The organism is Microlunatus sp. GCM10028923 (genome assembly GCF_042666975.1).
Lineage (GTDB): Bacteria > Actinomycetota > Actinomycetes > Propionibacteriales > Propionibacteriaceae > Microlunatus.
Genome location: NZ_JBHTFF010000003.1, coordinates 52,727 through 74,450 on the forward strand (window position 1 = coordinate 52,727; position 21,724 = coordinate 74,450).

At 70.5% G+C, this 21,724-nt stretch carries 20 protein-coding genes and 1 tRNA gene; 10 read left to right on the forward strand and 11 right to left on the reverse strand.

All coding sequences use genetic code 11. The features are described from left to right. The first annotated feature begins 80 nt into the window (after positions 1-80). Positions 81-1,346: a PQQ-binding-like beta-propeller repeat protein gene (locus tag ACFQU4_RS07465; protein ID WP_377488960.1), complete on the forward strand. Its 1,266-nt coding sequence runs from the start codon at positions 81-83 to the stop codon at positions 1,344-1,346. 28 nt (positions 1,347-1,374) lie between these two features. Here ACFQU4_RS07465 and ACFQU4_RS07470 read toward each other — a convergent pair whose 3' ends face one another. Further along, a complete protein-coding gene (locus ACFQU4_RS07470; protein ID WP_377488963.1) occupies positions 1,375-2,157 on the reverse strand; it encodes an alpha/beta fold hydrolase in 783 nt (260 codons plus the stop codon). Between the two features lie 144 nt (positions 2,158-2,301). On the opposite strand from ACFQU4_RS07470, the gene ACFQU4_RS07475 reads away from it, so the two are divergent. Next, positions 2,302-2,640 (forward strand): YciI family protein, encoded by a 339-nt coding sequence (locus ACFQU4_RS07475; protein WP_377488966.1) that lies wholly within the window; start codon positions 2,302-2,304, stop codon positions 2,638-2,640. Then, the gene (locus tag ACFQU4_RS07480) at positions 2,637-3,887 is read left to right on the forward strand and encodes an RNA polymerase sigma factor (protein WP_377488969.1); all 1,251 of its coding nucleotides are present in this window, start codon (positions 2,637-2,639) and stop codon (positions 3,885-3,887) included. The genes ACFQU4_RS07475 and ACFQU4_RS07480 overlap by 4 nt, the downstream gene beginning before the upstream one ends. Before the next feature lie 89 nt (positions 3,888-3,976). On the opposite strand, the gene ACFQU4_RS07485 is transcribed toward ACFQU4_RS07480, so the two are convergent. Together ACFQU4_RS07485 and ACFQU4_RS07490 are read right to left on the reverse strand one after the other, a co-directional pair. Further along, positions 3,977-5,302, reverse strand: a complete 1,326-nt coding sequence (locus tag ACFQU4_RS07485) for an MFS transporter (RefSeq protein ID WP_377488972.1) — start codon at positions 5,300-5,302, stop codon at positions 3,977-3,979. 33 nt (positions 5,303-5,335) lie between these two features. Continuing rightward, positions 5,336-6,301: a sugar-binding transcriptional regulator gene (locus ACFQU4_RS07490; RefSeq protein WP_377488975.1), complete on the reverse strand. Its 966-nt coding sequence runs from the start codon at positions 6,299-6,301 to the stop codon at positions 5,336-5,338. Between the two features lie 129 nt (positions 6,302-6,430). Here ACFQU4_RS07490 and ACFQU4_RS07495 point away from each other — a divergent pair, with 129 nt between their 5' ends. Genes ACFQU4_RS07495 through ACFQU4_RS07510 form a run of 4 tightly spaced genes read left to right on the forward strand, consistent with a single transcriptional unit; the run spans position 6,431 to position 10,960 of the window. Next, complete coding sequence (locus ACFQU4_RS07495; protein ID WP_377488978.1) at positions 6,431-7,990, forward strand: sugar ABC transporter ATP-binding protein; 1,560 nt, start codon at positions 6,431-6,433, stop codon at positions 7,988-7,990. Then, complete coding sequence (locus ACFQU4_RS07500; protein WP_377488981.1) at positions 7,987-9,027, forward strand: ABC transporter permease; 1,041 nt, start codon at positions 7,987-7,989, stop codon at positions 9,025-9,027. Before ACFQU4_RS07495 ends, ACFQU4_RS07500 begins: the two co-directional genes overlap by 4 nt. A gap of 56 nt (positions 9,028-9,083) precedes the next feature. Beyond that, positions 9,084-10,154, forward strand: a complete 1,071-nt coding sequence (locus ACFQU4_RS07505) for a substrate-binding domain-containing protein (protein ID WP_377488984.1) — start codon at positions 9,084-9,086, stop codon at positions 10,152-10,154. Then, the gene (locus ACFQU4_RS07510; RefSeq protein WP_377488987.1) at positions 10,151-10,960 is read left to right on the forward strand and encodes a GolD/DthD family dehydrogenase; all 810 of its coding nucleotides are present in this window, start codon (positions 10,151-10,153) and stop codon (positions 10,958-10,960) included. The genes ACFQU4_RS07505 and ACFQU4_RS07510 overlap by 4 nt, the downstream gene beginning before the upstream one ends. A gap of 9 nt (positions 10,961-10,969) precedes the next feature. Here the strand turns inward: ACFQU4_RS07510 and ACFQU4_RS07515 are convergent, their stop codons facing one another. Then, complete coding sequence (locus ACFQU4_RS07515) at positions 10,970-11,986, reverse strand: hypothetical protein (RefSeq protein WP_377488990.1); 1,017 nt, start codon at positions 11,984-11,986, stop codon at positions 10,970-10,972. 226 nt (positions 11,987-12,212) lie between these two features. Here ACFQU4_RS07515 and ACFQU4_RS07520 point away from each other — a divergent pair, with 226 nt between their 5' ends. Continuing rightward, on the forward strand, positions 12,213-12,398 hold the full coding sequence (locus ACFQU4_RS07520) for an NUDIX hydrolase (RefSeq protein WP_377488993.1): 186 nt from the start codon (positions 12,213-12,215) through the stop codon (positions 12,396-12,398). On the opposite strand, the gene ACFQU4_RS07525 is transcribed toward ACFQU4_RS07520, so the two are convergent. Both ACFQU4_RS07525 and ACFQU4_RS07530 read right to left on the reverse strand, forming a co-directional pair. After that, positions 12,389-12,460 (reverse strand) — tRNA-Thr (locus ACFQU4_RS07525). The genes ACFQU4_RS07520 and ACFQU4_RS07525 overlap by 10 nt on opposite strands. A gap of 64 nt (positions 12,461-12,524) precedes the next feature. Beyond that, positions 12,525-14,315: a glycerophosphodiester phosphodiesterase family protein gene (locus ACFQU4_RS07530; RefSeq protein ID WP_377490513.1), complete on the reverse strand. Its 1,791-nt coding sequence runs from the start codon at positions 14,313-14,315 to the stop codon at positions 12,525-12,527. Positions 14,316-14,472: 157 nt separating this feature from the next. On the opposite strand from ACFQU4_RS07530, the gene recQ reads away from it, so the two are divergent. Beyond that, the gene (gene recQ / locus ACFQU4_RS07535) at positions 14,473-16,335 is read left to right on the forward strand and encodes a DNA helicase RecQ (RefSeq protein ID WP_377488996.1); all 1,863 of its coding nucleotides are present in this window, start codon (positions 14,473-14,475) and stop codon (positions 16,333-16,335) included. On the opposite strand, the gene ACFQU4_RS07540 is transcribed toward recQ, so the two are convergent. The 5 genes from ACFQU4_RS07540 to ACFQU4_RS07560 all read right to left on the reverse strand — a co-directional run bounded on the left by ACFQU4_RS07540 (position 16,311) and on the right by ACFQU4_RS07560 (position 21,221). Further along, positions 16,311-17,129, reverse strand: a complete 819-nt coding sequence (locus ACFQU4_RS07540) for a CPBP family intramembrane glutamic endopeptidase (protein ID WP_377488999.1) — start codon at positions 17,127-17,129, stop codon at positions 16,311-16,313. The two genes, recQ and ACFQU4_RS07540, sit on opposite strands and share 25 nt — an antisense overlap. 97 nt (positions 17,130-17,226) lie before the next feature. Next, positions 17,227-17,802, reverse strand: coding sequence for a hypothetical protein (locus tag ACFQU4_RS07545; RefSeq protein ID WP_377489002.1), 576 nt, complete (start codon positions 17,800-17,802; stop codon positions 17,227-17,229). Next, a complete protein-coding gene (locus ACFQU4_RS07550) occupies positions 17,799-18,953 on the reverse strand; it encodes an L-histidine N(alpha)-methyltransferase (protein ID WP_377489005.1) in 1,155 nt (384 codons plus the stop codon). Before ACFQU4_RS07550 ends, ACFQU4_RS07545 begins: the two co-directional genes overlap by 4 nt. A gap of 52 nt (positions 18,954-19,005) precedes the next feature. Continuing rightward, entirely contained in the window at positions 19,006-20,199 is a 1,194-nt protein-coding gene (manA, locus tag ACFQU4_RS07555; RefSeq protein ID WP_377489008.1) for a mannose-6-phosphate isomerase, class I, read from the reverse strand. A gap of 20 nt (positions 20,200-20,219) precedes the next feature. Next, on the reverse strand, positions 20,220-21,221 hold the full coding sequence (locus tag ACFQU4_RS07560; RefSeq protein WP_377489011.1) for a Gfo/Idh/MocA family protein: 1,002 nt from the start codon (positions 21,219-21,221) through the stop codon (positions 20,220-20,222). 185 nt (positions 21,222-21,406) lie between these two features. On the opposite strand from ACFQU4_RS07560, the gene ACFQU4_RS07565 reads away from it, so the two are divergent. Further along, on the forward strand, positions 21,407-21,715 hold the full coding sequence (locus ACFQU4_RS07565) for a DUF3263 domain-containing protein (protein WP_377489014.1): 309 nt from the start codon (positions 21,407-21,409) through the stop codon (positions 21,713-21,715). Positions 21,716-21,724: the final 9 nt, after the last annotated feature.

A 21,724-nucleotide genomic window follows, 5' to 3' on the forward strand; every position in this document is an offset into this window, starting at 1 on the left:
TGCCCGTCCCAGCGGTGCCCTCCCGTCCGGCAGAATCGTGGCCGGACCGATCGATCTGCCTGCGGACGGAGAGCTGACCGTTGAGGACGTACGCCAGACTGCTCGTGCTCGGTGTGGCCGTGATGGTGACCGGCTGCACGGCTACGCCGCAGTCCACGCCGACCCCCGATCCGAGCGCCACGGAACGCTCAGCGCCCAGCGCGAGCCCGACCCCGAGCGCCACGCCGAAGCCGACCAAGAAGCCGCCCGCGGCTCCGAAGCTGGACGCCGAACTGGTGGCGGACGGATTCGCGGCGGCGGACGACAAGCCGATCGCCGTCACGGATTCGGGTGTGGTGTTCGCCGGACCGGACAAGATCGCGTACCTGATGGGAGCCGACGGCACCCAGCAGTGGCGGCTGCCCAGGCAGCTGAACCTCGGCGACGCGGACGAGCCGCGGACCATCGATCATGTGGCCGGCTCGTTCGGCGAGGGGCCGGCCGACCTGATCGCGGCCGACTACCGCTGCGACGCCGTGGACTGCATCGGCGCGAACGAGTACGGCGTCGCCGGCTTCTCCACCGAGGACGGTGACCTGCAGTGGTCCCGGTCGATCAGCGGCGACGAGGGACCGATCGCGGTGGCCGACGTGACCGAGGACGCGGTGATCGTCGAGCTGCGGACCTCCGACGAGGAACAGCGGGCGATCACGGCCTTCGACTCCGACTCGGGCGACCGGCTCTGGACCCTCTCCGGCTACGCCGCGAGCTGGGTGAGCGGCGACCACGTCCTGGCCCAACGGGTGGACGGACCGGACCTGGAGGACTGGACTCCGGTGGTGGTCGATCTGGAGAGCGGCGAGGTCGTGTTGACCTCGGAGCATCGGGGCAGCTGGCGGCGGCCGGAGGTCGATCTGTACGAATCCGCGGAGGACCTTGCCGCGATCGCGGTCCGGCCGGGCGAGGGTGACACGACCAGCCCGCACACCGTGCTGGTCGATCTCGTCGAGGAACGCGAGTACGAACTGACCGACGGCTTCCAGGCCCTCGGCTCGCTCGGCCGGGACTCGGACGGCGCCTACTTCGCCTGGCCGGGTCAGGAGAGCGGCACGGTGCTGAGCAGCGGCCTGCCGATCCGCGCCCCGAAGGTCGGCGAGTCGGCCGACCTGGACCAGTTCGGCAACCTGCGGGCCGCCACCGGCCGCTACCTGTGGTTCGAGTCGGCCACCAGCACGACGGCCATCGACCGCACCGGCGCCCGCCGGCTGGATCCGGTCGAGGGCACGGTCCGCGCGGTCACCGGCGACTGGCTGGTCACCGAGACCGACGGCCTCAACGTCTACCGGCTCACGCCCGACCGCCGCTGACCGAACCGGCCGTCGCGACGCTCCGTGATCATGAGGAAGTTCCGGCCAGGAAGGCCCGGACGGCCTCGGCGGTCGCGGCGGGCGGCATGGTGTGGTTCTCGCCGCCGGGGATCTCGAGGTGCCGCAGTCCGGGCACCGTCGCGGCCAGGCCGGCGGCCAGTTCGCGCAGGACGGGCCAGGTCTCGGCGCCGTTGATCACGATCATGGGCAGCTCCGGCAGTGCGTCCGGCAGGCCGAGCCCGGTCAGCGCGGCGTCGTACACGACCGAGGTCGCGATCGCTTCCAGGTATGGCCAGCCGGGCGAATCTCTGAGCTCCGCGACCATGGCGGCAGGCAGCCCGATCCCCTCGGTCTGGAAGGTGACGACCGCATCCCCGCGCCGGCCGGCGATGATCAACTCCGCCAGCCGGTACGGCAGGTCGGACGCCTGGGGCTTCCCGATCGGCGGCTCGTACAGCGCGATCCGGGTGATCGGCAGGCCGGCCGCCGCGGCCCGCAGCGCCAGCACGCCGCCGGACGAGAAGCCGAAGACGGCGGCCGATCCGCCGACCGCCTCGATCACCGCGGCCAGGTCGGCCAGTTCCCGGTCCGGTCCCTCGGCCGGGATGCCGGCCACCGTGCCCTCGTCGGTGCTGTCACCGCGGCCGCGCCGGTCGTAGCAGATCACCGAGTGCCGGTCCCGCAGTTGCTCGGCGACCGGGGCGCATCTGGTCCGGTCGTTGAACGCGCCGGCGACGAAGACGATCGGGTCGCCCGAGCCGTCCCGGTCGAACGCGATGATCGTGCCGTCGGCGGACGTCGTGGATTCCATGGTTCCTCCTGATCACTGGGCCTTCACGAAGGCGACGAACGGCGACCGGGCTGCTGGACCGGCACCGGATCATTCTCGTCCGCTGTCCATCCGGGCGACCGGCCGTCCGTCGTTAGGGTGACCGGAGAAACCCAGGAGGGTGCGATGCGTTACCTGCTGTTGATCAGTGCCGACGAGAGCCGGGTCGACCGGATAGCGACCCCGGAGAAGGGCCGTCAGTTCCAGGACTGGATGGACGACCTGGTGCAGCGCGGCGTGCTGGTGGCTCATGAGGGCCTGCGACCGAGCCCGCTGGCGACGACGGTCCGGGTCCGCGATGATCAGGTGCTGCTCACCGACGGGCCCTTCCTCGAGGGCAAGGACCAGATCGGCGGGTTCGCGCTGATCGACGTCGATGATCTCGACGCCGCGATCGAGATCGCCGCCGGGCACCCGGCCAGCGACTTCGGTCAGGTGGAGATCAGGCCGGTCATCGGACCGTGACGCAGGAGCCGAGCCCCGCGGTCGCGGCCGCCGTGGCCGCGGCCTTCACGGACGAGTGGGGCCGCATCGTGGCGTCCCTGATCCGGCAGACCGGTGGCTGGGACCTCGCCGAGGACTGTGCGCAGGAGGCGTTCGCGCTGGCGCTGCGCACCTGGGACCGGGACGGGATCCCGGATCGGCCGGGCGCCTGGCTGACCACCGTGGCCCGGCGCCGGGCCCTGGACCGGCTCCGCCGGGACCAGGTCGGCCGGACCAAGCTGCAGGAGTTGATCATGACCGAGGGTGACCGCGGTGAGGCGTACGACCCGGACCCGACGGCCTCGCCGCTGACCGACGACCGGCTCCGGTTGATCTTCACCTGCTGCCATCCGGCGCTGGCGTTCGAGGCCCAGGTGGCGCTCGCGCTGCGGACCCTGGCCGGGCTGACCACGGCCGAGATCGCCCGGGCCTTCGGCGTTCCGGAACCGACCATGGCGAAGCGCCTGGTCCGGGTCAAGGCCAAGATCATCCAGGCCGGGATCCCGTACCGGGTGCCGCCCGATCACCGGCTGCCGGAACGGACGGCGGCGGTGCTCGGCGTGATCTACCTGCTGTTCAACGAGGGCTACACGGCGACGGCCGGCGATGACCTGGCCCGGCCGGACCTGATGACCGAGGCGATCCGGCTGGCCGACCTGGTGGCGCTGCTGATGCCCGACGACCCGGAGGCCGGCGGCCTGCTCGCGCTGCTCCTGCTGCAGGGCGCCCGGCAGCACGGCCGGGTCGGCCCGGCCGGGGAGTTGATCGGGCTGGCGGACCAGGACCGGTCGCTGTGGGATCAGGCCATGATCGGCGCCGGGCTGGACCGGCTGCGCCGGGCCGTCCGGCGGGAGCGCCTCGGCCCGTACCAGCTGCAGGCGATGATCGTCGGCTGCCACGTCACCGCGGCCCGGGCGGCGGACACCGACTGGGCCCGCATCGTCGGACTGTACGACCAGCTGCTCACCCTGGTCCCGTCGCCGACGGTCCGGCTGAACCGGGCGATCGCGGTCGCGATGCACCGGGGTCCGGAGGCCGGCCTGGCCGAGTTGGCGGGGCTGCCGGAGACCGGAAACCGGGACTGGACCAAGCAGTACGCGGCGGCCCGGGCGGACCTGCTGCGACGGGCCGGGCGGACCGAGGAGGCGGCGCTCGCGTACCGCCGGGCGATCGATCACAGCGACAACACAGCCGAACGCGCGTTCCTGTCGAAACGCCTTGAAATTTAAGGGATGCGGGGGACCGGCACGCTGCGGGTCATGCGGTCGACCCCGCATCCGAAGGTCAAGACTACCCGCGAATTCTGGCACGCAAGCCGTTACCGGAGATTTGTTCCAGGACCCTTGGCGTCGAGGTCGACCTGCCTGGTTTCGGGCAGTGCGAGGACACAGCCGAGCGAGATCGCGGCGACCACCGCGATGTACCCGCCGATGGCCCAGGAACCCACCGAAGCCTGCAATTGGACGGCGATGATCGGGGGCAGCGCGCCGCCGAGCACCCCGCCCAGGCTGTACGACAGCGCGGCGCCGCTGTAGCGGTAGCGGGTCGGGAACAGCTCCGGCAGGAAGGCACCCATCGGGCCGAACGAGAGCCCCATCAGGCACAGGCAGCCGGCCAGCGCCAGCCAGATCAGGAACAGGTTGCGCGAGTCGACCAGCGGGAAGATCAACAACGCCCAGCCGATCGCAATCGCGGCCGCGATCACCAGCACCCGGCGCCGGCCGACCCGGTCCGAGAGGATCGAGGAGAAGACCGTGGCCAGGCCGAGCACGACCACGGCCAGCAGCACGACCACCAGCATGGTGATCTCGCCGAGCTTGAGCACCTGGGTCCCGTAGTTCAACAGGTACGTCGTCGACGTGTAGAACAACGTGTACTGGATCATCATCACGCCGGCGCCGAGCAGCAGCGCACCCGGCTGTGCGGTGATCAACTGGAGCAGCGGAATCCGGGTCACCTGCTCCTCGGCCAGAGCCCGGCGGAAGACCGGCGTCTCGGCGATCCGGACCCGGATGTAGAGGCCGATCAGGATCAGCACCGCCGAGGCGATGAACGGGATCCGCCAGCCCCAGGCCTCGAAGTCCTGCTGGCTCATCGACAGCCGGGCGCCGAGGAAGCTGAGGTTGGCCAGGATGAAGCCGACCGCCGGACCGAGCTGCGGGAACATCGCGTAGAAGCCGCGCTTGTCCGGCGGCGCGTGCTCGGTGGCCAGCAGCGCCGCGCCGCCCCACTCGCCGCCGAGCCCGATCCCCTGGACGAACCGGAGCAGGACCAGCAGGACCGGGGCCAGTACGCCCCAGGTGGCATAGCCGGGCAGCAGGCCGACCAGGAACGTGCTGCCGCCCATCAGCAGCAGCGACACGATGAGGATCGTCTTCCGGCCGATCCGGTCGCCGAAGTGACCGAACAGGGCGGCGCCGAGCGGCCGGGACACGAACGCGACGGCGTAGGTGGAGAACGCCGCGAGGGTTCCGGTGACCGGGTCGAGCGACGGGAAGAACGCCTTGTTGAGCACCAGCGCTGCGGCGAGGCCGTACGCGTAGAAGTCGAAGAACTCGATCGTGGTGCCGATGAAACTGGCCACCGCGACCCGGCCCATCGGCTCCCGTTCCGCCGTGGAACCGGCTACGGAGGGTTCAGACACGGCGGCCACTCTCGCACCGGAGACCGGAGTTGATCAAGAGGGCTCGGCGAGCAGCCGCCGGGCCACCGTGCTGTCGGTGATCAGCGTCTCGGCCAGCCCGGAACGCAGCGCGGCGCGGATCGCCGGCGTCTTCCACTCGCCGCCCGCGACGACGATCACCTGGTCGATCGCCATCAGACCCTCCAGTCCGATGCCGAGGGTACGGTCGTCGAAGTCGTGGATCGCCGTGCCGTCGACGTCGAGCAGCGCCCCGCCGACATCGGCGATCACCCCGCGCCGGAGCAGTTCGGTACGGTCCGCCTCGCCGATGCCGTCGTGGAACCGGGAGTCCGCCGGCCGCCAGCAGCCGACCGCGGTCACCGCGATCGTCACCGCCGCGAACCGGCCGAACGCCGAGGCCAGCCGGGGATCGGAGCGAAGCGCCTCCGCCGAGTCCGCGGTCGCCACCGTCAGCGGAGCGTAGATCGAGTGGGCCTGGCCGCCGGACAGCTCGGTGACCCGGCGCAGCACTTCGACCGGGTTGTCGTTGAGGTTTCCGGGCATCCCGGTGAGCTGGATGATCTCGCAGCCGGCCAGCCTGGTCAGGTGCCGGGCCGCGGCGTCGATCGAGCGCCCGGAGGTCACGCCGAGGACGTCGTCCTCGGTGACCAGGTCGGCGAGCAACGCCGCGGCTGCTCGTCCGAGCGCATCCCGGATCCCCTCGGGGCTCTCGTCGCGGGGCGCCGTGACCAGGGCCCGGTCCAGGCCGTACCGCTCCTTCAGGCGCAGCGACAGGTCCGAGTCGACCGCCTCCGGCAGATTGATCTCGATCCGGACCAGCCCGCTGCTGATCGCGGTCTCCAGCAGCCGGCCCACCTTGAACCGGGACAGGCCCAGCTCGTCGGCGATCTCGACCCGGGTGCGCCCGTTCCAGAAATGCCGACGGGCGATGTCGGCCATCAACAGCTGCTCGTCCAGCGAAGCGGTCCGCTTGACCGGCTGGCCCTCCGTCTTGCTCATGTGAGCAGCTTAAGCCTTGACGAGTGCTCGAGTGTGAACTATCGTCCGAAATCTCAGGTGAGCGTGTTCTCGCTCCTGGGAGGCTCATCCGAGCACGATCGACGGTGACAACGTGCGGAGGAGGACGACGTGACCGCTGGTTCTTCGGCGTCGACGGTGCTTCGGTGTCAGGACGTGACCAAGGGCTTCGGCGGCGTTCCGGTGCTGGCCGGGATCAGCCTCGAGCTCGAGGCCGGCACGGTGACCGCGCTGGCCGGCGAGAACGGGGCCGGCAAGTCGACGCTGATGAAGATCGCGTCCGGGCAGTACCGCGCCGATCGGGGCCGGGTGATCATCGACGGCCGGGAGCTGCACGGCGGCAGCGTCGCGGATGCGCACCGGGCCGGCGTCGCCATCGTCCCGCAGGAGCTGGCCTCGATTCCCGAGCTGACCGTCTACGAGAACCTGTTCGTCGGCCGCGAGCTGCGCCGGTTCGGGCTGCTGGACCGGCGGGCGATGATCAAGGAAGCACAGCGGGCGCTGGACGAGTTCGGTGTCGAACTGCGGGTGACGGCGCGGATGCGCAGCCTGCCGGTCGGGCTGCAGCAGATCGTCGAGATCGTCAAGGCCACCAGGACCGGCGCCAAGGTGCTGCTGCTCGACGAGCCGACCTCGGCGATCTCCGAACGCGAGGTGGAACAGCTCTACCGGGTGGTCCGCCGGCTTCGTGATCAAGGTGTGGCGATGGTCTACACCACCCACAAGATGGCCGAGATCCGTGCGCTGGCCGACCGGGTGGTGGTGCTCCGGGACGGCAGCCTGATCTTGGACGAGGCGATCGACGAGGTGTCCGACGCGGACATCGTCACCGCCATGATCGGCCGCGAGCTGGGCACCCTGTTCCCGGAGCTGCCCGAGTCGCCGGCCGAGTCCGTACCGGGGGTGCTGGAGCTCTCCGGGCTGCGGGTCGCGGGTGCCTCGGCGCCGGTCGACCTGACGGTACGCAAGGGGGAGATCCTCGGGCTGGCCGGTCTGGTCGGCGCGGGCCGTACCGAACTGCTGGAGGCGATCTTCGGCACCCGGCGGACGCTGGCCGGCCGGATCATGATCAACGGGAGCGAGCTGCGCCGCGGCGCCCCGGCCGAGGCGATCCGGCACGGGCTGGCGCTGGTGCCGGAGGACCGCAAGGCGGGCGGCGCGATCCTCGGCATGTCCGTGCTGGACAACGGCAGTCTGCCCCGGCTGGGTCAGTTCTCGATCGCCGGCTGGCTGCGCGGCCGGGACCGGGTCAGCGCCGTCGGTGAGGCCATGCGGTCGGTCCGGCTCCGGTCCCGCGGGCTGGGCCAGGAGGTCGGCACGCTGTCCGGTGGCAACCAGCAGAAGGTGGTGCTGGCCCGCTGGCTCACCGGCAAGATCAACGTACTGCTGCTCGACGAGCCGACCCGCGGCGTCGACGTCGGCGCGCGGTCCGAGATCTACCGGATCGTGGCCGACCTGGCCGCCTCCGGGGTCGCCGTGATCATGGCCTCTTCCGACATGCCGGAGATCCTCGGCCTTTCCCACCGAGCGCTGGTGCTGCGTCGCGGCGCCGTCGCCGGTGAACTGAGCCGGGCCGAGCTCTCCGCCCCGGACGCCCAGGCGCGGATCTTCGCGATGGCGGCCGATCTCGACCATCAGCCGATCGAACGAGTCACCGAGGACGTGCGATGAACCAGCCTGCCAAGACCGCGCTCGCGACCGAGCCCGAGGTCGCCGGGACGGAAGTGCCGGATACCCTGCTGGGCGGCGAGGCCCGCCGGTTCTCCCGGCAGTGGTGGCTGCAGCTGGCGCTGCGGAACGCGATGTTGATCGTGGTCGTGCTGGTGATCTGCTTCTTCAGCTATCGCAGCCTGCGCTTCTCCAGCGTGGACAACGTGGTCACGATCTTGATCGCGGCCGCGCCGTTCGCGTTGATCGCGCTCGGCCAGACCCTGGTGATCCTGACCGGCGGCATCGACCTCTCGGTGGGCAGCGTGATCGCGGTCGCCGCGATGACCGGAGCCGCGGTGGCCAAGGCCAATCCGGGGCAGGTCTGGCTGACCGTGCTGACCGCGGTCGCGGTCGGGCTGCTGGCCGGAGCGATCAACGGGTTCTTCGTCTCGGTGGTCAACGTGCCACCGTTCATCACCACACTCGGCATGCTCACCGCAGGATCCGGCGCCGCGTACGCGATCGGTGGCGGGGCGCCGATCAACGGGCTGCCGCCGGAGTTCGGCGCGATCGCCAACACGACGATCCTCGGCCTGCAGGTGCCAGTGCTGGTGATGATCGCCGGCATCGTGATCTTGGCGATCGTGATGCGGCGGACCGCTTACGGCATGCGGGTGTACGCGGTCGGCGGCAACCGGGTCGCGGCCGAGATCGCCGGCGTGAACACCCGGCGGGTCTTGTTCAGCGTGTACGCGATCTCCGGCGCGCTGGCCGGACTGTCCGGCGTGATGCTGGCCTCCCGGGTGATCTCCGGACCGCCGAACCTCGGCCAGGGCTACGAGCTCGACGCCATCGCCGCCGTGGTGATCGGCGGGGCCAGCCTGATGGGCGGCCGTGGGTCGATCTGGGGCACCGCCCTCGGCCTGCTGCTGATCCAGACGCTCAACAACGGGCTCGACATCCTGCTGGTGCCCTCGTACTGGCAGGACGTGATCAAGGGAGTGCTGATCGTCTTCGCGGTTGCGGTCGACGTCTGGACCGCCCGACGGCGCCAGTAGCCCCTCGTCCCCTGAGCCCTCGAAGGGCGCTTTCGTACCGACAAAGGAGTTTTCTCATGCGCAAGCTCGTCCTGGCCGTGATCACCGCGTGTGCGCTGGTGCTCGTCTCGGCCTGCGGTCTCGGCGACCCGAACCGTGATCAACAAGGCGAAGGGGAAGGGGGTGCCAAGCCGCTCCGGATCGGCGTCACGGTCTACGACATGAGCTCGTTCATCACCGCCGGCAAGGAGGGGATGGAGGCGTACGCGAAGGCCAACAACATCGAGCTGGCCTGGAACGCGGCCAACCTCGACGTCAGCACCCAGGCCAACCAGATGGACCAGTTGATCAGTGCCAAGGTGGACGCGATCGTCGTCGTCCCGGTGCAGGCGGACTCCCTGGAACCGCAGGTCAACGCGGCGAAGGCGGCCGGCATCCCGGTGATCGCAGTGAACGCGTCGCTGAACAACCCGGAGATCTCCGGCGACGTCCAGCCCGACGACGTGCTGGCCGGCGAGGGCGAGATGCAGATGATGGCGGACAAGCTCGGCGGCAAGGGCAACATCGTCGTCCTGCAGGGCCCGCTCGGTCAGTCCGGTCAGATCAACCGGCAGACCGGGATCGAGAACGTGCTGAAGAAGTACCCGGACATCAAGGTGATCGCGGAGGACACCGCCAACTGGAAGCGGGACGAGGCGGTGAACAAGATGAAGAACTGGATCTCCGCCCACGGCGACAAGATCGACGGCGTCGTCTCGCAGAACGACGACATGGGGCTCGGCGCGCTGCAGGCGCTGAAGGAGGCCGACATGACGGACACCCCGGTGGTCGGCATCGACGGTATCGAGGACGGGCTGCGGGCCGTGAAGTCCGGCGAGTTCATCGGCACCATGCTGCAGAACGGCACCGTCGAGCTTTCCGCCGGCCTGGCCGTCGCGGCCGCGATCGCGCGCGGTGATCAGGTGGACGCCAAGCCGACGTACATCATGGCCAAGATCACCACCGAGAACGTCGACGTGGCGACGGAGCACGTGGTGACCAAGCGGCAGGAGTTCCTGGCCGGGCTGCCCGAGCTGACCGAGAAGAACCTGAAGACCGGAAACATCGCCTACGAGGGGATTCCGGGGCAGAAGGAAGCGGGCCAGTGACCGGCGGGTTGATCACCGACATCGAGGTCGACGTCGACGAACTGCAGGTCCGGCTGACCGGGCGGGTCGCCGTGATCACCGGCGGCGGCTCCGGGATCGGCCGGGCGATCGCCGAACGGTTCGCCGCCTCGGGCGCGCAGGTGGTGCTGCTGGATCGTGATCTTGTGGCCGCGGCCGAGGTCGCGACGGCCCTCAACGCGACCCGGGCCGATGATCAGCCCGAGGCCCTCGCGCTGCAGTGCGATGTCGCGTCCAGCGCCTCGGTGGCGACGGCCGTCGCGGCGACGGTCGAGCGGGCCGGGGTGCCGGACATCCTGGTCAACTCGGCCGGGATCGCCCGGCTGGCGCCGGCCGAACTGCTCGACGACACCGGCTGGGACGCCACCCTGGCGGTGAACCTGACCGGCACCTACCGGATGTGCCGGGAGGTGGGCCGCCGGATGCTCGACCGCGGCCGGGGCAGGATCATCAACCTGGCCTCGCAGGCCGCCTCGGTGGCGATCGCCGAACACGCCGCCTACTGCGCCTCGAAGTTCGGGGTGGTGGGACTGACCAAGGTGCTGGCCTTGGAGTGGGCAGGCCGCGGCGTGACGGCGAACACGATCTCGCCCACCGTGGTGCTGACCCCGCTCGGCATCGACGCCTGGGACAACCCGAAGGGGGAGGCGCACCAGGCCGAGATCCCGGTCGGCCGGTTCGCCAAGCCGGAGGAGATCGCCGCGGTCGCCGCGTTCCTGGCCAGCGGTGCCGCCGACATGATCAACGGCGCCGACCTGGTCGTGGACGGCGGCTTCACCATCCGCTGATCGGCAAGATCAACAGGGATGTTCGGCCGGGTTCGGGCCGGGCTCCGTGACGTACGTGAGCCGGACGTCGAGCTTGCGGGCCGCGAAGATCGTGGCGGCCTTGCGGCAGTCTCGGGCCGCGTCATCGGGGGTGGTGCGCAGCGCTACCGCGTTCTCGTCCCCGAAGGACGCCCCGGCGAACTCCGGTAGCTCGGCGAGTGCGTCCAGAGCGGCCGGCGGCGCCGGCAACCGGTCGAAGATGAGGTAGCCGAAGTCGCCGTGGACCTGCAGCGGCCTGGTCCGGTCACTGGTCACGTCCGCCATCGCGTCGAGCAGTTCGCGAGCGGCCGGAACCGGCTGCTGGCCCGTACGGACCTCGGCCATCACGAAGATGCCCGGGATCGACTGCAGACTGACCTGGATGTCGGCGAACCGGGTCAGGTCGGCCTGCCCCAGCGCGAGCAGGACGTCGAGCGGGGGATAGAGGTCGGCCGGCGCGGTGTAGGTGGACTTCCGTTTCATGATCATCATCGAGACGTCGTCCTGGACGAGCTCCCAGCCGGGCTGCAGCCCGTACGCCCGGTCGACGACCTGCCGAGCCTGGTCCCGGGTGATGGTCGTACTCAGGACGATGCGCTGCTGGTCGCTGTCCACCGCCGTCACGCCAGGAAGCTCGGCGATCTCGGCCACCCCGCTCAACTGCGACTGGCATTGCTGGACGCCGAGGATCGCGAAGAGCGGAATCGCGACGAGCAGGCCCGCGACTTTCCACAGGCTGCCCTTGAGAAACCCGACAAGCCCGCCCTCCTGCTGCTCGGTCTCCGGGAGATCGGGCGGCGGACCCCAGTCCCGGTTGCGGGTGTGCAGCGGCTTGCTTCCGGCGCGGACCGGGTCCGGGGTCGGCGGACTCGTCTGAGCCGGTGGTCCGGCCGGCGGTTTCGGCGGCAGGGTCGGCCAGTGATGACCCGGTCGACGCGGATGCGGGGAGAGTTCACCGCCCGGACCGACGATGCCGTCCGGCTCCTCACCGGAGTCCGGATCAGTCACCTGGGCTCGGCTGCCGGACCGGCTCACGTCGTGCCTGAATCTCCGCCATCGAGGTCACGCGCGGGAGCCTACCGGCCGCCGGGTCGGCCCGGCAGGAAAGCGCGAGCAGCGCCGCATACGTCCGAGGCGAGCGCTGTCGCAGATCTGACGATAGTTTGCGGAACCGGCCCGAGGAGTCCGGGCTTTCTGAAGCTATCGTCAGATTTGCGACACGAGAGGCGATGCGATGGCGGCGGCAAGTGCACAGTTGGTGGTCTCCGGCTTGGTTCGTTGCGGCGACTCGTTGGTGGTGGTCGAGAACTCCTCTCCGCAGGGGCTCCGGTGGTCGGCGCCCGGCGGGAAAGTGGAGCCGGGCGAGACGCCGGCCGAGACGGTCGCCTACTTCGACGGGCTCGGGCTGGGAGCCGCGTGAGAGAATCGAACTCTCGACTTTCGATTTACAAGATCGACGCTCTACCACTGAGCTAACGCGGCCGGCGCCCCGGTGGATGTGACCCGGGGACGGCGCTGAAAGGGTACCGAACGGCTGCCGGGCGACTCAACGCGCGCGGAGGAACAGCTCCAGGCCGTGCAGGTCGTCGGTGTTCACGTGGTCGACGCCGGCGGCGACCAGTTCCCGCCAGAGCGCCTCGCGGGCGGCGCCCGGCTGGTCTGGGGTGGCCCAGAACCGGACCCGGTAGCCGGCCACGTGGGCGTCGGAGATGATCTTGTTCAGCTTCGCCCGTTCGGCGGCCGGGAAGGTGCCGGTGCCGTCCCAGTCGAAGTGGTTGGTCCAGTTGTCGCTGACCAGCGGCATCAGTTCCGGGCCGTAGCCGGAGCCGAGATCGGACAATCGGCCGTCGTAGCCGGCGAAGCGGTCCGGCTGCTGCTGCATCACCTCGAGCGGCCGGTTGCCGCTGATCACCGCGGTCACCGCGCGCTCCTCGATCCCGCGCTCGGTGAACCGGCTGAACACGTCGTCGTACTTCCGCAGGGCCCGGTCGATGGCCGCGTACGTCGTCGGACCGTCGCTCTTGATGTCGATCAAGAGCTGCATCGGGGCACCGGGTTCGGCCGGGTAGATGCTGCCGCGGCCCTGTTCGGCCCGCTCGGCCAGCGGGTCGAGATACAGCTTCTCCAGGGTGCGGCCGGGCTCGGTCTGATCCTGATCATGGGCGACCCGGAGCTCGCCGTCGATCAGCCAGACGTCCGCCTCGACGCTGCTGAAGCCGCGATCCAGCGCGTCCGTCAGCGGGTTCAGGTGCTCGTAGTCGTTGTGCGCGTGGGCCTGCGGCAGCGGCTCGACCTGCGGTGCGCGGTAGCTCCGGGGCAGCCGGATTCCATGATCATCGAGTACGGTGCGCAGGCGATCCGGGTAGTCGGTGATGATGCCGTCCACGCCGAGTTCGATCAGGGAGGCCATCGTGGCCGGGTCGTCGACGGTCCACGGAACGATCTTGATCCCGGCCCGGTGGGCGGAGCGGACCATGGCCCGGTCGACGTACGGCTGGTAGCCGGGATCGCTGATCTTGCCGTTCTGCGGGAAGCCGTGCACCGGGGAGACGGCGTCGGCGCCGAACGAGGTCACGGCCTTGATCAGGTCGCCGTCGAAGTCGTCGATGTCGATTCCGCCGAGCCAGGGCGACGCGCCGGCCTGACCGGTCTGCAGGAAGTCGCGGTTGGTCAGCGCGACGATCGGCAGCGAGGGCGCGACCTCGCGCATCCGCATCAGGGCGCCCCAGTCGAAGCTCTGGATCGTCACCTGGCGGGCGATCCGGGCCTTGCGTACCTCTGCGGCGACGACCTGGACGAACTGTTCCCGCGGCGCCGTCTCTTCCGGCGCTCCGGCCTCGACCTTGGTCTCGATGTTGAGCTGGACCTGGTGCGCCCGGTAGCGCTGGACCAGCGCGAAGACGTCCCGCAGCTCCGGCATCCGGGCGCCCGGATCGAGGGTCTGGCCCGGGTGGTCGGCCAGCCGCTGGCTGCCGCAGTCGAGCTGCCGTACCTGCGCCAGGGTGAGGTCCTTGACCCACTTCCCGACGTACGGGAACTCCGGATCACCCGGCGTGTACGGGCCCGTGTCGCGGCACTTCGTCCCGGACACCTTGCGGTCGTGGGTGACCACGGCGTGCCCGTCCTCGGTGATCTGGACGTCCAGCTCGAGCGTGCTCACGCCGAGCTCCAGCGCCCGGGAGAAGCCGGTGATCGTGCTCTCCACGGTCAGACCGAGCCCGCCCCGATGGGCCTGCAGGTCGAACCGGCCCGATCTCGGTTCGCCGGTAGAGGGCCCGATTCCCATCAGGGAAAGGCCGATGGTCATGATCAACACCAGCGCCCCGCGCGCGATCATCGTCACCAGGCCACCGTGACCGGCCCCGGTCACGGCCACGGGAACTCGACATGACGGCCAGACGACGAGGCGATGAGTGTTGTCCGTCGCCGGACGGTGTCGTCCGACTCGCCCCGTCGGGTGCCCGGCCGCGGGCGGGAGAGCCTACGATCGGGTGATGCTTCCTGTCGCCACGCAGCCGATCGAGGTCCTGAACCGCGTCTTCGGGTACGACGCGTTCCGCGGCGACCAGGCCGAGATCATCGAGCACGTCACCGGCGGCGGCGACGCGCTGGTGCTGATGCCGACCGGCGGCGGCAAGTCGCTCTGCTACCAGATCCCGGCGCTGGCCCGGCCCGGCGTCGGCGTGGTCGTCTCGCCGCTGATCGCGCTGATGCAGGACCAGGTCGACGCCCTGCGCGCGCTCGGCGTCCGAGCCGGGTTCCTCAACTCGACCCAGGGCCCGGAGGAGCGCCGGGACACCGAGGCGGCCTTCGTGGCCGGAGAACTGGACCTGCTCTACCTGGCCCCGGAACGGCTCCGGGTCGAGTCGACGCTGCGGCTGCTGGACCGCGGCACCATCGCCCTGTTCGCGATCGACGAGGCGCACTGCGTCGCGCAGTGGGGGCACGACTTCCGGCCCGACTACCTGGCCCTGTCCGAGCTGCACGTGCGCTGGCCGGACATTCCCCGGATCGCCCTGACCGCGACCGCCACCGACGCCACTCGGACCGAGATCGCGGCCCGGCTCGACCTCACCGATGCGCGGCACTTCGTGGCCAGCTTCGACCGGCCCAACATCCAGTACCGCATCGTGCCCAAGAACGAGCCGCGCCGGCAGCTGCTCGACCTGCTCAAGACCGAGCACGCGGGCGACGCCGGGATCGTCTACTGCCTGTCCCGGGCCTCGGTGGAGAAGACCGCCGAGTTCCTGGTCGGGCAGGGCTACACCGCGCTGCCGTACCACGCGGGGCTGGACGCCCGGACCCGCAGCGAGAACCAGGCCCGGTTCCTCCGCGAGGACGGCGTGATCATGGTCGCGACGATCGCGTTCGGGATGGGCATCGACAAGCCGGACGTACGGTTCGTGGCGCACCTCGACCTGCCGAAGTCGGTCGAGGGCTATTACCAGGAGACCGGCCGGGCCGGCCGCGACGGGCTGCCGTCCACCGCCTGGCTCGCGTACGGGCTGGCCGACGTGGTCCAGCAGCGGAAGATGATCAACGACTCCGACGGTGATCTTGCTCATCGGCGCCGGCTGTCGCAGCACCTGGACGCGATGCTCGCGCTGTGCGAGACGGTCGAGTGCCGGCGTACCCAGCTGCTGGCGTACTTCGGTCAGAGCGGCGAACCCTGCGGCAACTGCGACACCTGCCTGACCCCGCCGGAGACCTGGGACGGCACCGTCGCGGCGCAGAAGGTGCTGTCCACGGTCTACCGGCTGGACAAGGAACGGCGGCAGCGGTTCGGGGCCGGCCAGATCGTCGACATCCTGCTCGGCCGCCGGACCCCCAAGGTGGAGCAGTTCACCCATGATCAACTCTCCGTCTTCGGCGTCGGCAGCGAGCTGCCCGAGGCGGATTGGCGGACCGTGATCCGGCAGCTGCTGGCCCAGGGCCTGCTGGCCGTGGAGGGCACCTACCAGACCTTCCTGCTCACCGAGGCCAGCGCCGACGTGCTCTACCGGGAGCGGAAGGTCTCGCTGCGCCGCGACCCGCCGAAGCAGGCCCGGACCCGGACCCGCTCCTCCTCCGGGAAGGCGCCCGCGGTCGAGCTGGACGCCGCCGCGGCGCCGGTCTTCGAGCAGCTCCGGGCCTGGCGGGCCGGGGTCGCCAAGGAGCAGGGCCTGCCGGCGTACGTGATCTTCCACGACGCGACGCTGCGCGAGATCGCCACCCGGGCCCCGGGCTCACTGGCCGACCTCGGCACCATCAGCGGCGTGGGGGAGAACAAGCTGGCCAAGTACGGCGAACAGGTGCTCGAGGTGCTCGGCCACCGGGACGCGCCGCCCGATGATCATGAGGACTTGTTCGAGGCCTGACCCAGGGCATGGGCGACGGCGGCGAGGATGATCATCACGCCGAGTTCGATCATGGCCGCGAGGTCGCCGGCGGCCGGGAACAGGGCGCCGGCGGCGTTGAAGCCGGCGTGCGCCGCGACCGCGGCCCAGACTCCGCCGCGGAGGCGTTCGGTGGCGTAGATGATCACGTAGCTGAACGGGATCATCGAGACGAAGAACGCCGCGGCGCCGAGGGACACCAGGCCGGTCTGGTGCTGGCCGGTCCCGGGGAGCAGGAACAACGGCAGATGCCAGACCGCCCAGGCGGTGCCCAGGACGACCGCGGTCAGGGTCCGGGAGCAGCGCCGCCGGAGTCGTGGCTGCAGCCAGCCGCGCCAGCCGAACTCCTCGGCCAGCGGCCCGGCGACCATCGTGTACGCGAGCACGGCGAGCGGGCCGCCGACGCTCGCCGTCACGGTCACCGCGTGCCACCCGAGCACGGTCGGGTCGCCTCCGGCCAGGACCAGGGCCGCGACCACCGGGGCGACGGCGCCGAGGACCAGGCCGGCGACGATCCCGTACCAGGTGATCGTGGTGGGTCGCCGCCGTTCCCGCCGGAACCGCAGCCACATGATCAACGCCGCCAGCGACGGGCCGCTGGCGGCCAGTCCGAAGACCAGCTGCCCGGCGCCCGTACCGACGTCGACCCCGGCCACCCCGAGGGCGGCCCAGGGGAGCCAGCTGAGCGCCAGGGTGAGCAGGCCGAACTGGGCGAACCGGCCGCTCGGCGTGGTGCCGGCGGGTCGCGGCTCGGCAGCGGTCTCAGGGATCGGCATCCGGGGGTTCCCTTCGCGAGGAGATCTGGAATCCCTTCGACGGTAGGGATTCCGGCCCGCGGATGCGCTGAGGGTGACCGGAGTCTTCGGGGTGGGGTCAGCCCCTGGCCGGCAGTCGTTCGGTGAGCTGGTTCAGCCGCTCCCGGGTGGCGGCGAGGAAGCTGTTCTCGCGCTGCAGGGCCCGCTGGTAGCTGGCCAGTTCCTCGTCGGAGATCGACTCCGAGAAGGTGCGGAACTCGGTCAGGTCGAGCCGCCGGTTCAACTCGTGCACGGTGTCCCGCCAGCGGTGCAGCAGGGTCACCAGCTCGCTGTCCCGCGGCCGCGCCAGGACCCCCGACACCAGCGCCACGTCGACCGCCGAGACCACCAAGCGGGGGTAGATCTGGCGCCGCCGGCCCGCGCCGGAAAACCGCTCGTCGCCCAGCAGCCGTTCGTTGACGGCCAGTTCGTCGGTGACCGCGGCGAGCACCTCACGGCGCCGCTCGGCCTCCCGGGACAGCCGGTCGACGAAGATGCCGGTCAGCCCGGCGACCAGGGTCAGCGTGTTGACCGCCGGCTCCCACCGGTTGTTCTCGGGCACCAGGAACCAGATCACGCCGAGCACGAACGCCACCCCGAGCAGCCCGTACGTCAGCACGGTGACGACGGTCCGGCGCAGTGAGGCGTCGATCACGGGCGGTCCCACATCTCGTCGGCGACGGTACGCCGGACGTCCTGGGCCCCCTTCGGCGCGAGCAGCAGCAGGTCCAGGCCGAACGGGGTCGGCCGCCGGGTGTGCCGGAACTGGGAGTGCGCGCTCTCGACCAGGGTCAGCTCGCACGCGGAGAGCAGCCGGTCCAGCCGCCCGGCGGAGAACTTCCGGGTCGTGTAGAGCCGGATCGTGTCGCCGACCGGCAGCGCCAGCTCGGTGTGGTCGGGCAGCTCCATCCGGATCTCGGCGTCGGTGTCGTTCTCGTACAGCACCTTGACCAGCAGCGCGTCGTCGTCCTCGATGAAGCCGCGGAACTTCACCCGCTCGTGGTCGACCTGCAGGTTCGTGTTGTAGCGCAGCGCGCTGGTGACGAACTCCGCGAAGGCCCGGGTCTCGTGATACTCGTCGGCGGCCTCGGTGGCCGCCGCCTCGTCGATCCGGTTCGTCGTCGCGACCTCGAGCAGTAGCCGGTCCTGCGGCCGCAGCGCCCGGGTGATCGTGGCCAGGGCCTCCTCGTCGTTCGCGAAGTTGGCCAGCGTGTTCCCGGTCAGTGAGTAGAGCACCGGCTCGTCATCGACCAGCCGGTCCAGCATCTCGCGCAGTTCGTCCAGGTTGTCGGCGATCGAGAAGTCGAGCTGGATCGGCAGCACCTGCGCCATCGGGAACCTGATCCCGCGCAGCGGCTCCAGGGTGCCCAGCCGGAGCATCTCGGAGCTCATGTCGACCGGCAGGTAGTAGATGTCGGACCGGACCCGGTGCAGGTCCTCCAGGATGGTCCGGTCCTTCTGCCCGGTGCCGACGCCGAGGCTGACGAAGTGGAAGCCGTCGCCGTCGATGTGCCGCCGGAGCTTGCGCCAGTGCCGCAGGAACGACTCCGTACCGGCCTTCATCACGAGATAGAACGGGTCGCTGCAGGCGTGCGCCCAGGCGATGGTCGGCCCGATGCCCCAGTACGAGAAGCCGGAGCTGATCTGCTTGCCGTCGCCGGTCTCGGAGTAGCCGCCGCGCAGCTCGCCGGTCAGCGTCGCGAGCTTGTCGGTCTGGTCCTCGCCGACCAAGATCAACGACCAGGCGAAATCGTCGTCGGCCAGGGCGCGCTCGAGCTTCCTGATCACAGGGATCGGTTCGGTCACGGGCCTGCCTCTCCGTCGAATGCGCTGCTACGAGCCTAGTGGCGCGCCGCCACTAGAGGCCCGGTCCGCCGACGAAGGCGATTCCGGACCCGGTCAGCTTCGGTTCGCCGGCGTCGGCGGGCACGAAGGCGGCCTCGCCGCGGGTCAGGCTGAGCTCCTGTTCGCCGCCGGTGATCACCACGGTGCCGCGGACGGCCAGCACCACCCGCCCGGAATCGTTGGCAGGCAACGGAATCGTGGCGTCGGCCGGCTCCAGCCGCCAGAGCCCGAACTCCGGCGCCGGCGTCCGATAGCGGAACAGTCCCGGCGCCTCCTCGTCGATCGGCACCAGCTCGACCGGCCGCGGCGTGAAGTCGAGCACCGTGATCAGCTCGTCGACGTCGAGGTACTTCGAGGTCAGCCCGCCGCGCAGCACGTTGTCGGAGTTGGCCATGATCTCCACCCCGGTGCCGCTCAGGTACGCGTGCAGGTTGCCGGCCGGCAGGAAGATCGCGTCGTACGGGCCGTAGTGGACCCGGTTCATCAGCAGCGCGGCGATCACGCCCGGATCGCCCGGGTAGTGCGTGGCCAGCTCGACCGCGGTGGTGCCGAACTCGTCGAGATCACGTTCCCGGCCGTCGGTCGCGGCGGCGACCAGCTCGTCGATCACGCCGCGTGACTCCACCGGCAAGGTGAGCACCCGCCGGAACACCTCGGCCAGTGCGTCCGGCCCGCCGTCGGCGAGCGGCGCCACCAGTTCCAGCGCCGTCGGCACGCCGAGCCGTTCGAAGAGCGCGTACGTCTGCTGCGGGTCCCGGAAGCCGCACAGGGCCTGCACTGGACCGAGCGCGCAGAACGCCTCCGGCTTCGGCCAGTCGTCCCGGTAGGTGCGGTCCGCGGCGTCCCGGCCGATCCCGGTCGCCTCCTCGCGGGCGAAGCCGATCTCGGCCTGCTCCCGGGACGGGTGCGCCTGCAGGGACAGCGGCCGGGCGGCCGCCAGCACCTTCATCAGGTACGGCAGCCGCGGCCCGAACCGTTCCACCGAGCCGGCCCCGATCCGTTCCGCCGGCGCCGCCGCGAGATGGTCGGCCAGGATCTCCTGGTCGCCCGACTCGGGGTCGCCGATCCGGCTCGGACCCTGCGGGTGCGCCCCCAGCCAGAGCTCGGCCTGCGGCTCCCCGGTCGGCGTCGTCCCCAGGAACTCGGGGATCTGGGTGGTCGATCCCCACGGGTACGGCTGGATGGTTCCGGTCAGTCTCTTGATCATGAAGGGCTGCTCTGTCGTCATCAGGGCTGGGCGACCTCGACGCCCGCGATCCAACGGTCAAGGGTGCGCATGCTGGCCAGGGTCGACTCCCAGGGCACCATCGGCGAGAACTGCTCGCCGGCCCGCAGACAACGCATGACCTCCTGCGCCTGGAAGGTGTAGCCGCCGCCGGGCCACTGGCCGATCAGGATCTCCGGCTTGGCGTCCCGGTCGGTGCCGCGGCGGAGCGCGAGCTCCGGCGGCCGGATGAACTCGTCGATGGTCAGCTGGCCGTTGGTGCCGAAGATCTCCAGCCGGGTCGGCAGGTTCGCCTCCAGGCTGCAGGTCACCGACGCCGTCGCGGCCGGCCGGCCGTCCCGCGGGAAGTAGCCGAGCAGGGCCGAGGCGTGGGTGTCGACGTCGGCGGCGGTGACGTTGCCGTACCCGACCACGCGGTCCGGCTCGCCGAGGAACAACTCGGTCAGGTGGACCGGATAGACGCCGAGGTCGAGCACGCCGCCGCCGGCCTGCTCGGGATCCAGCAGCCGGTGCGTCTCCGGACCGTCGAAGGCGAACCCGAACGAGGCCGAGATGTGCTTGATCTGGCCGATCTCACCGGCGGCGACCAGGTCGACGGCCTGCCGGATCAGCGGGTTGGTCCGGGTCCACAGGGCCTCCATCAGGAACAGCCCACGCTGGCGGGCCCAGGCGATGAGCACCTTGGCGCGCGGCTCGGAGACGGTGATCGGCTTCTCGATCAGCAGCGACTTGCCGGCCTCGAGGCAGATCCGGGCCGACTCGAAGTGGTCGCTGTGGACCGAGGCGATGTAGACCACGTCGACGTCCGGGTCGGCGGCCAGTTCGGCGTACGAGCCGTAGGAGCGGGCGAAACCGTGTTGGTGGGCGAACTCTTCGGCCTTGGCCTTGGACCGGGAGCCGACGGCCACCAGTTCAGCCTCGTCCGGGAGCAGCGCAAGATCGGACGCAAACACTCCGGCGATGTGGCCGGCCCCGAGAATCCCCCACCCGATGCGATCCTTCATGGCCACCATCAAACCGCATCCGAGCCGTCCGTGGTGCTCGGGTGAGGCCGTCGTGGGAACCGCTTGCTACGCTCGGCCACGGCCGTCGTGGACGTCCCGGCCCGGTTTCCCCGGGATTCCGGGGCTCGCGGAGGCCTCGGCGCGGTGAATGACATGGCTGTGATTCCTCCCCTACTATGAGGAACATGGTCGCCGCGACGAATCCCCAGCAACACCCCGTCGACCCCACGGAGACGTTGAGCGAACGCGATTCCGACATCCTGGCCTTCGAGCGCCAGTGGTGGAAATTTGCCGGCGCCAAGGAGCAGGCGATCCGGGAGCGCTTCGGCCTGTCCGCGACCCGCTACTACCAGGTGCTGAACGCCCTGATCGACCGCCCGGAGGCCCTGGCCCACGACCCGCTGTTGGTGAAGCGGCTGCGCCGGCTCCGGGCCAACCGCCAGCGCGAGCGCTCGGCCCGCCGGCTCGGCATCGACCTCAACATCGACGCCTGACCGCTCCCT

What these genes read in the sequence shown, in the direction of transcription:
- ACFQU4_RS07470 (WP_377488963.1), bottom strand. Translation starts at nt 2,157, where the DNA reads ATGGAATCCACGACGTCCGCCGACGGCACGATCATCGCGTTCGACCGG.
- ACFQU4_RS07475 (WP_377488966.1), top strand. Translation starts at nt 2,302, where the DNA reads ATGCGTTACCTGCTGTTGATCAGTGCCGACGAGAGCCGGGTCGACCGG.
- ACFQU4_RS07490 (WP_377488975.1), bottom strand. Translation starts at nt 6,301, where the DNA reads ATGAGCAAGACGGAGGGCCAGCCGGTCAAGCGGACCGCTTCGCTGGAC.
- ACFQU4_RS07500 (WP_377488981.1), top strand. Translation starts at nt 7,987, where the DNA reads ATGAACCAGCCTGCCAAGACCGCGCTCGCGACCGAGCCCGAGGTCGCC.
- ACFQU4_RS07505 (WP_377488984.1), top strand. Translation starts at nt 9,084, where the DNA reads ATGCGCAAGCTCGTCCTGGCCGTGATCACCGCGTGTGCGCTGGTGCTC.
- ACFQU4_RS07520 (WP_377488993.1), top strand. Translation starts at nt 12,213, where the DNA reads ATGGCGGCGGCAAGTGCACAGTTGGTGGTCTCCGGCTTGGTTCGTTGC.
- ACFQU4_RS07530 (WP_377490513.1), bottom strand. Translation starts at nt 14,315, where the DNA reads ATGATCGCGCGCGGGGCGCTGGTGTTGATCATGACCATCGGCCTTTCC.
- recQ (WP_377488996.1), top strand. Translation starts at nt 14,473, where the DNA reads ATGCTTCCTGTCGCCACGCAGCCGATCGAGGTCCTGAACCGCGTCTTC.
- ACFQU4_RS07540 (WP_377488999.1), bottom strand. Translation starts at nt 17,129, where the DNA reads ATGCCGATCCCTGAGACCGCTGCCGAGCCGCGACCCGCCGGCACCACG.
- manA (WP_377489008.1), bottom strand. Translation starts at nt 20,199, where the DNA reads ATGATCAAGAGACTGACCGGAACCATCCAGCCGTACCCGTGGGGATCG.
- ACFQU4_RS07560 (WP_377489011.1), bottom strand. Translation starts at nt 21,221, where the DNA reads ATGAAGGATCGCATCGGGTGGGGGATTCTCGGGGCCGGCCACATCGCC.
- ACFQU4_RS07565 (WP_377489014.1), top strand. Translation starts at nt 21,407, where the DNA reads ATGGTCGCCGCGACGAATCCCCAGCAACACCCCGTCGACCCCACGGAG.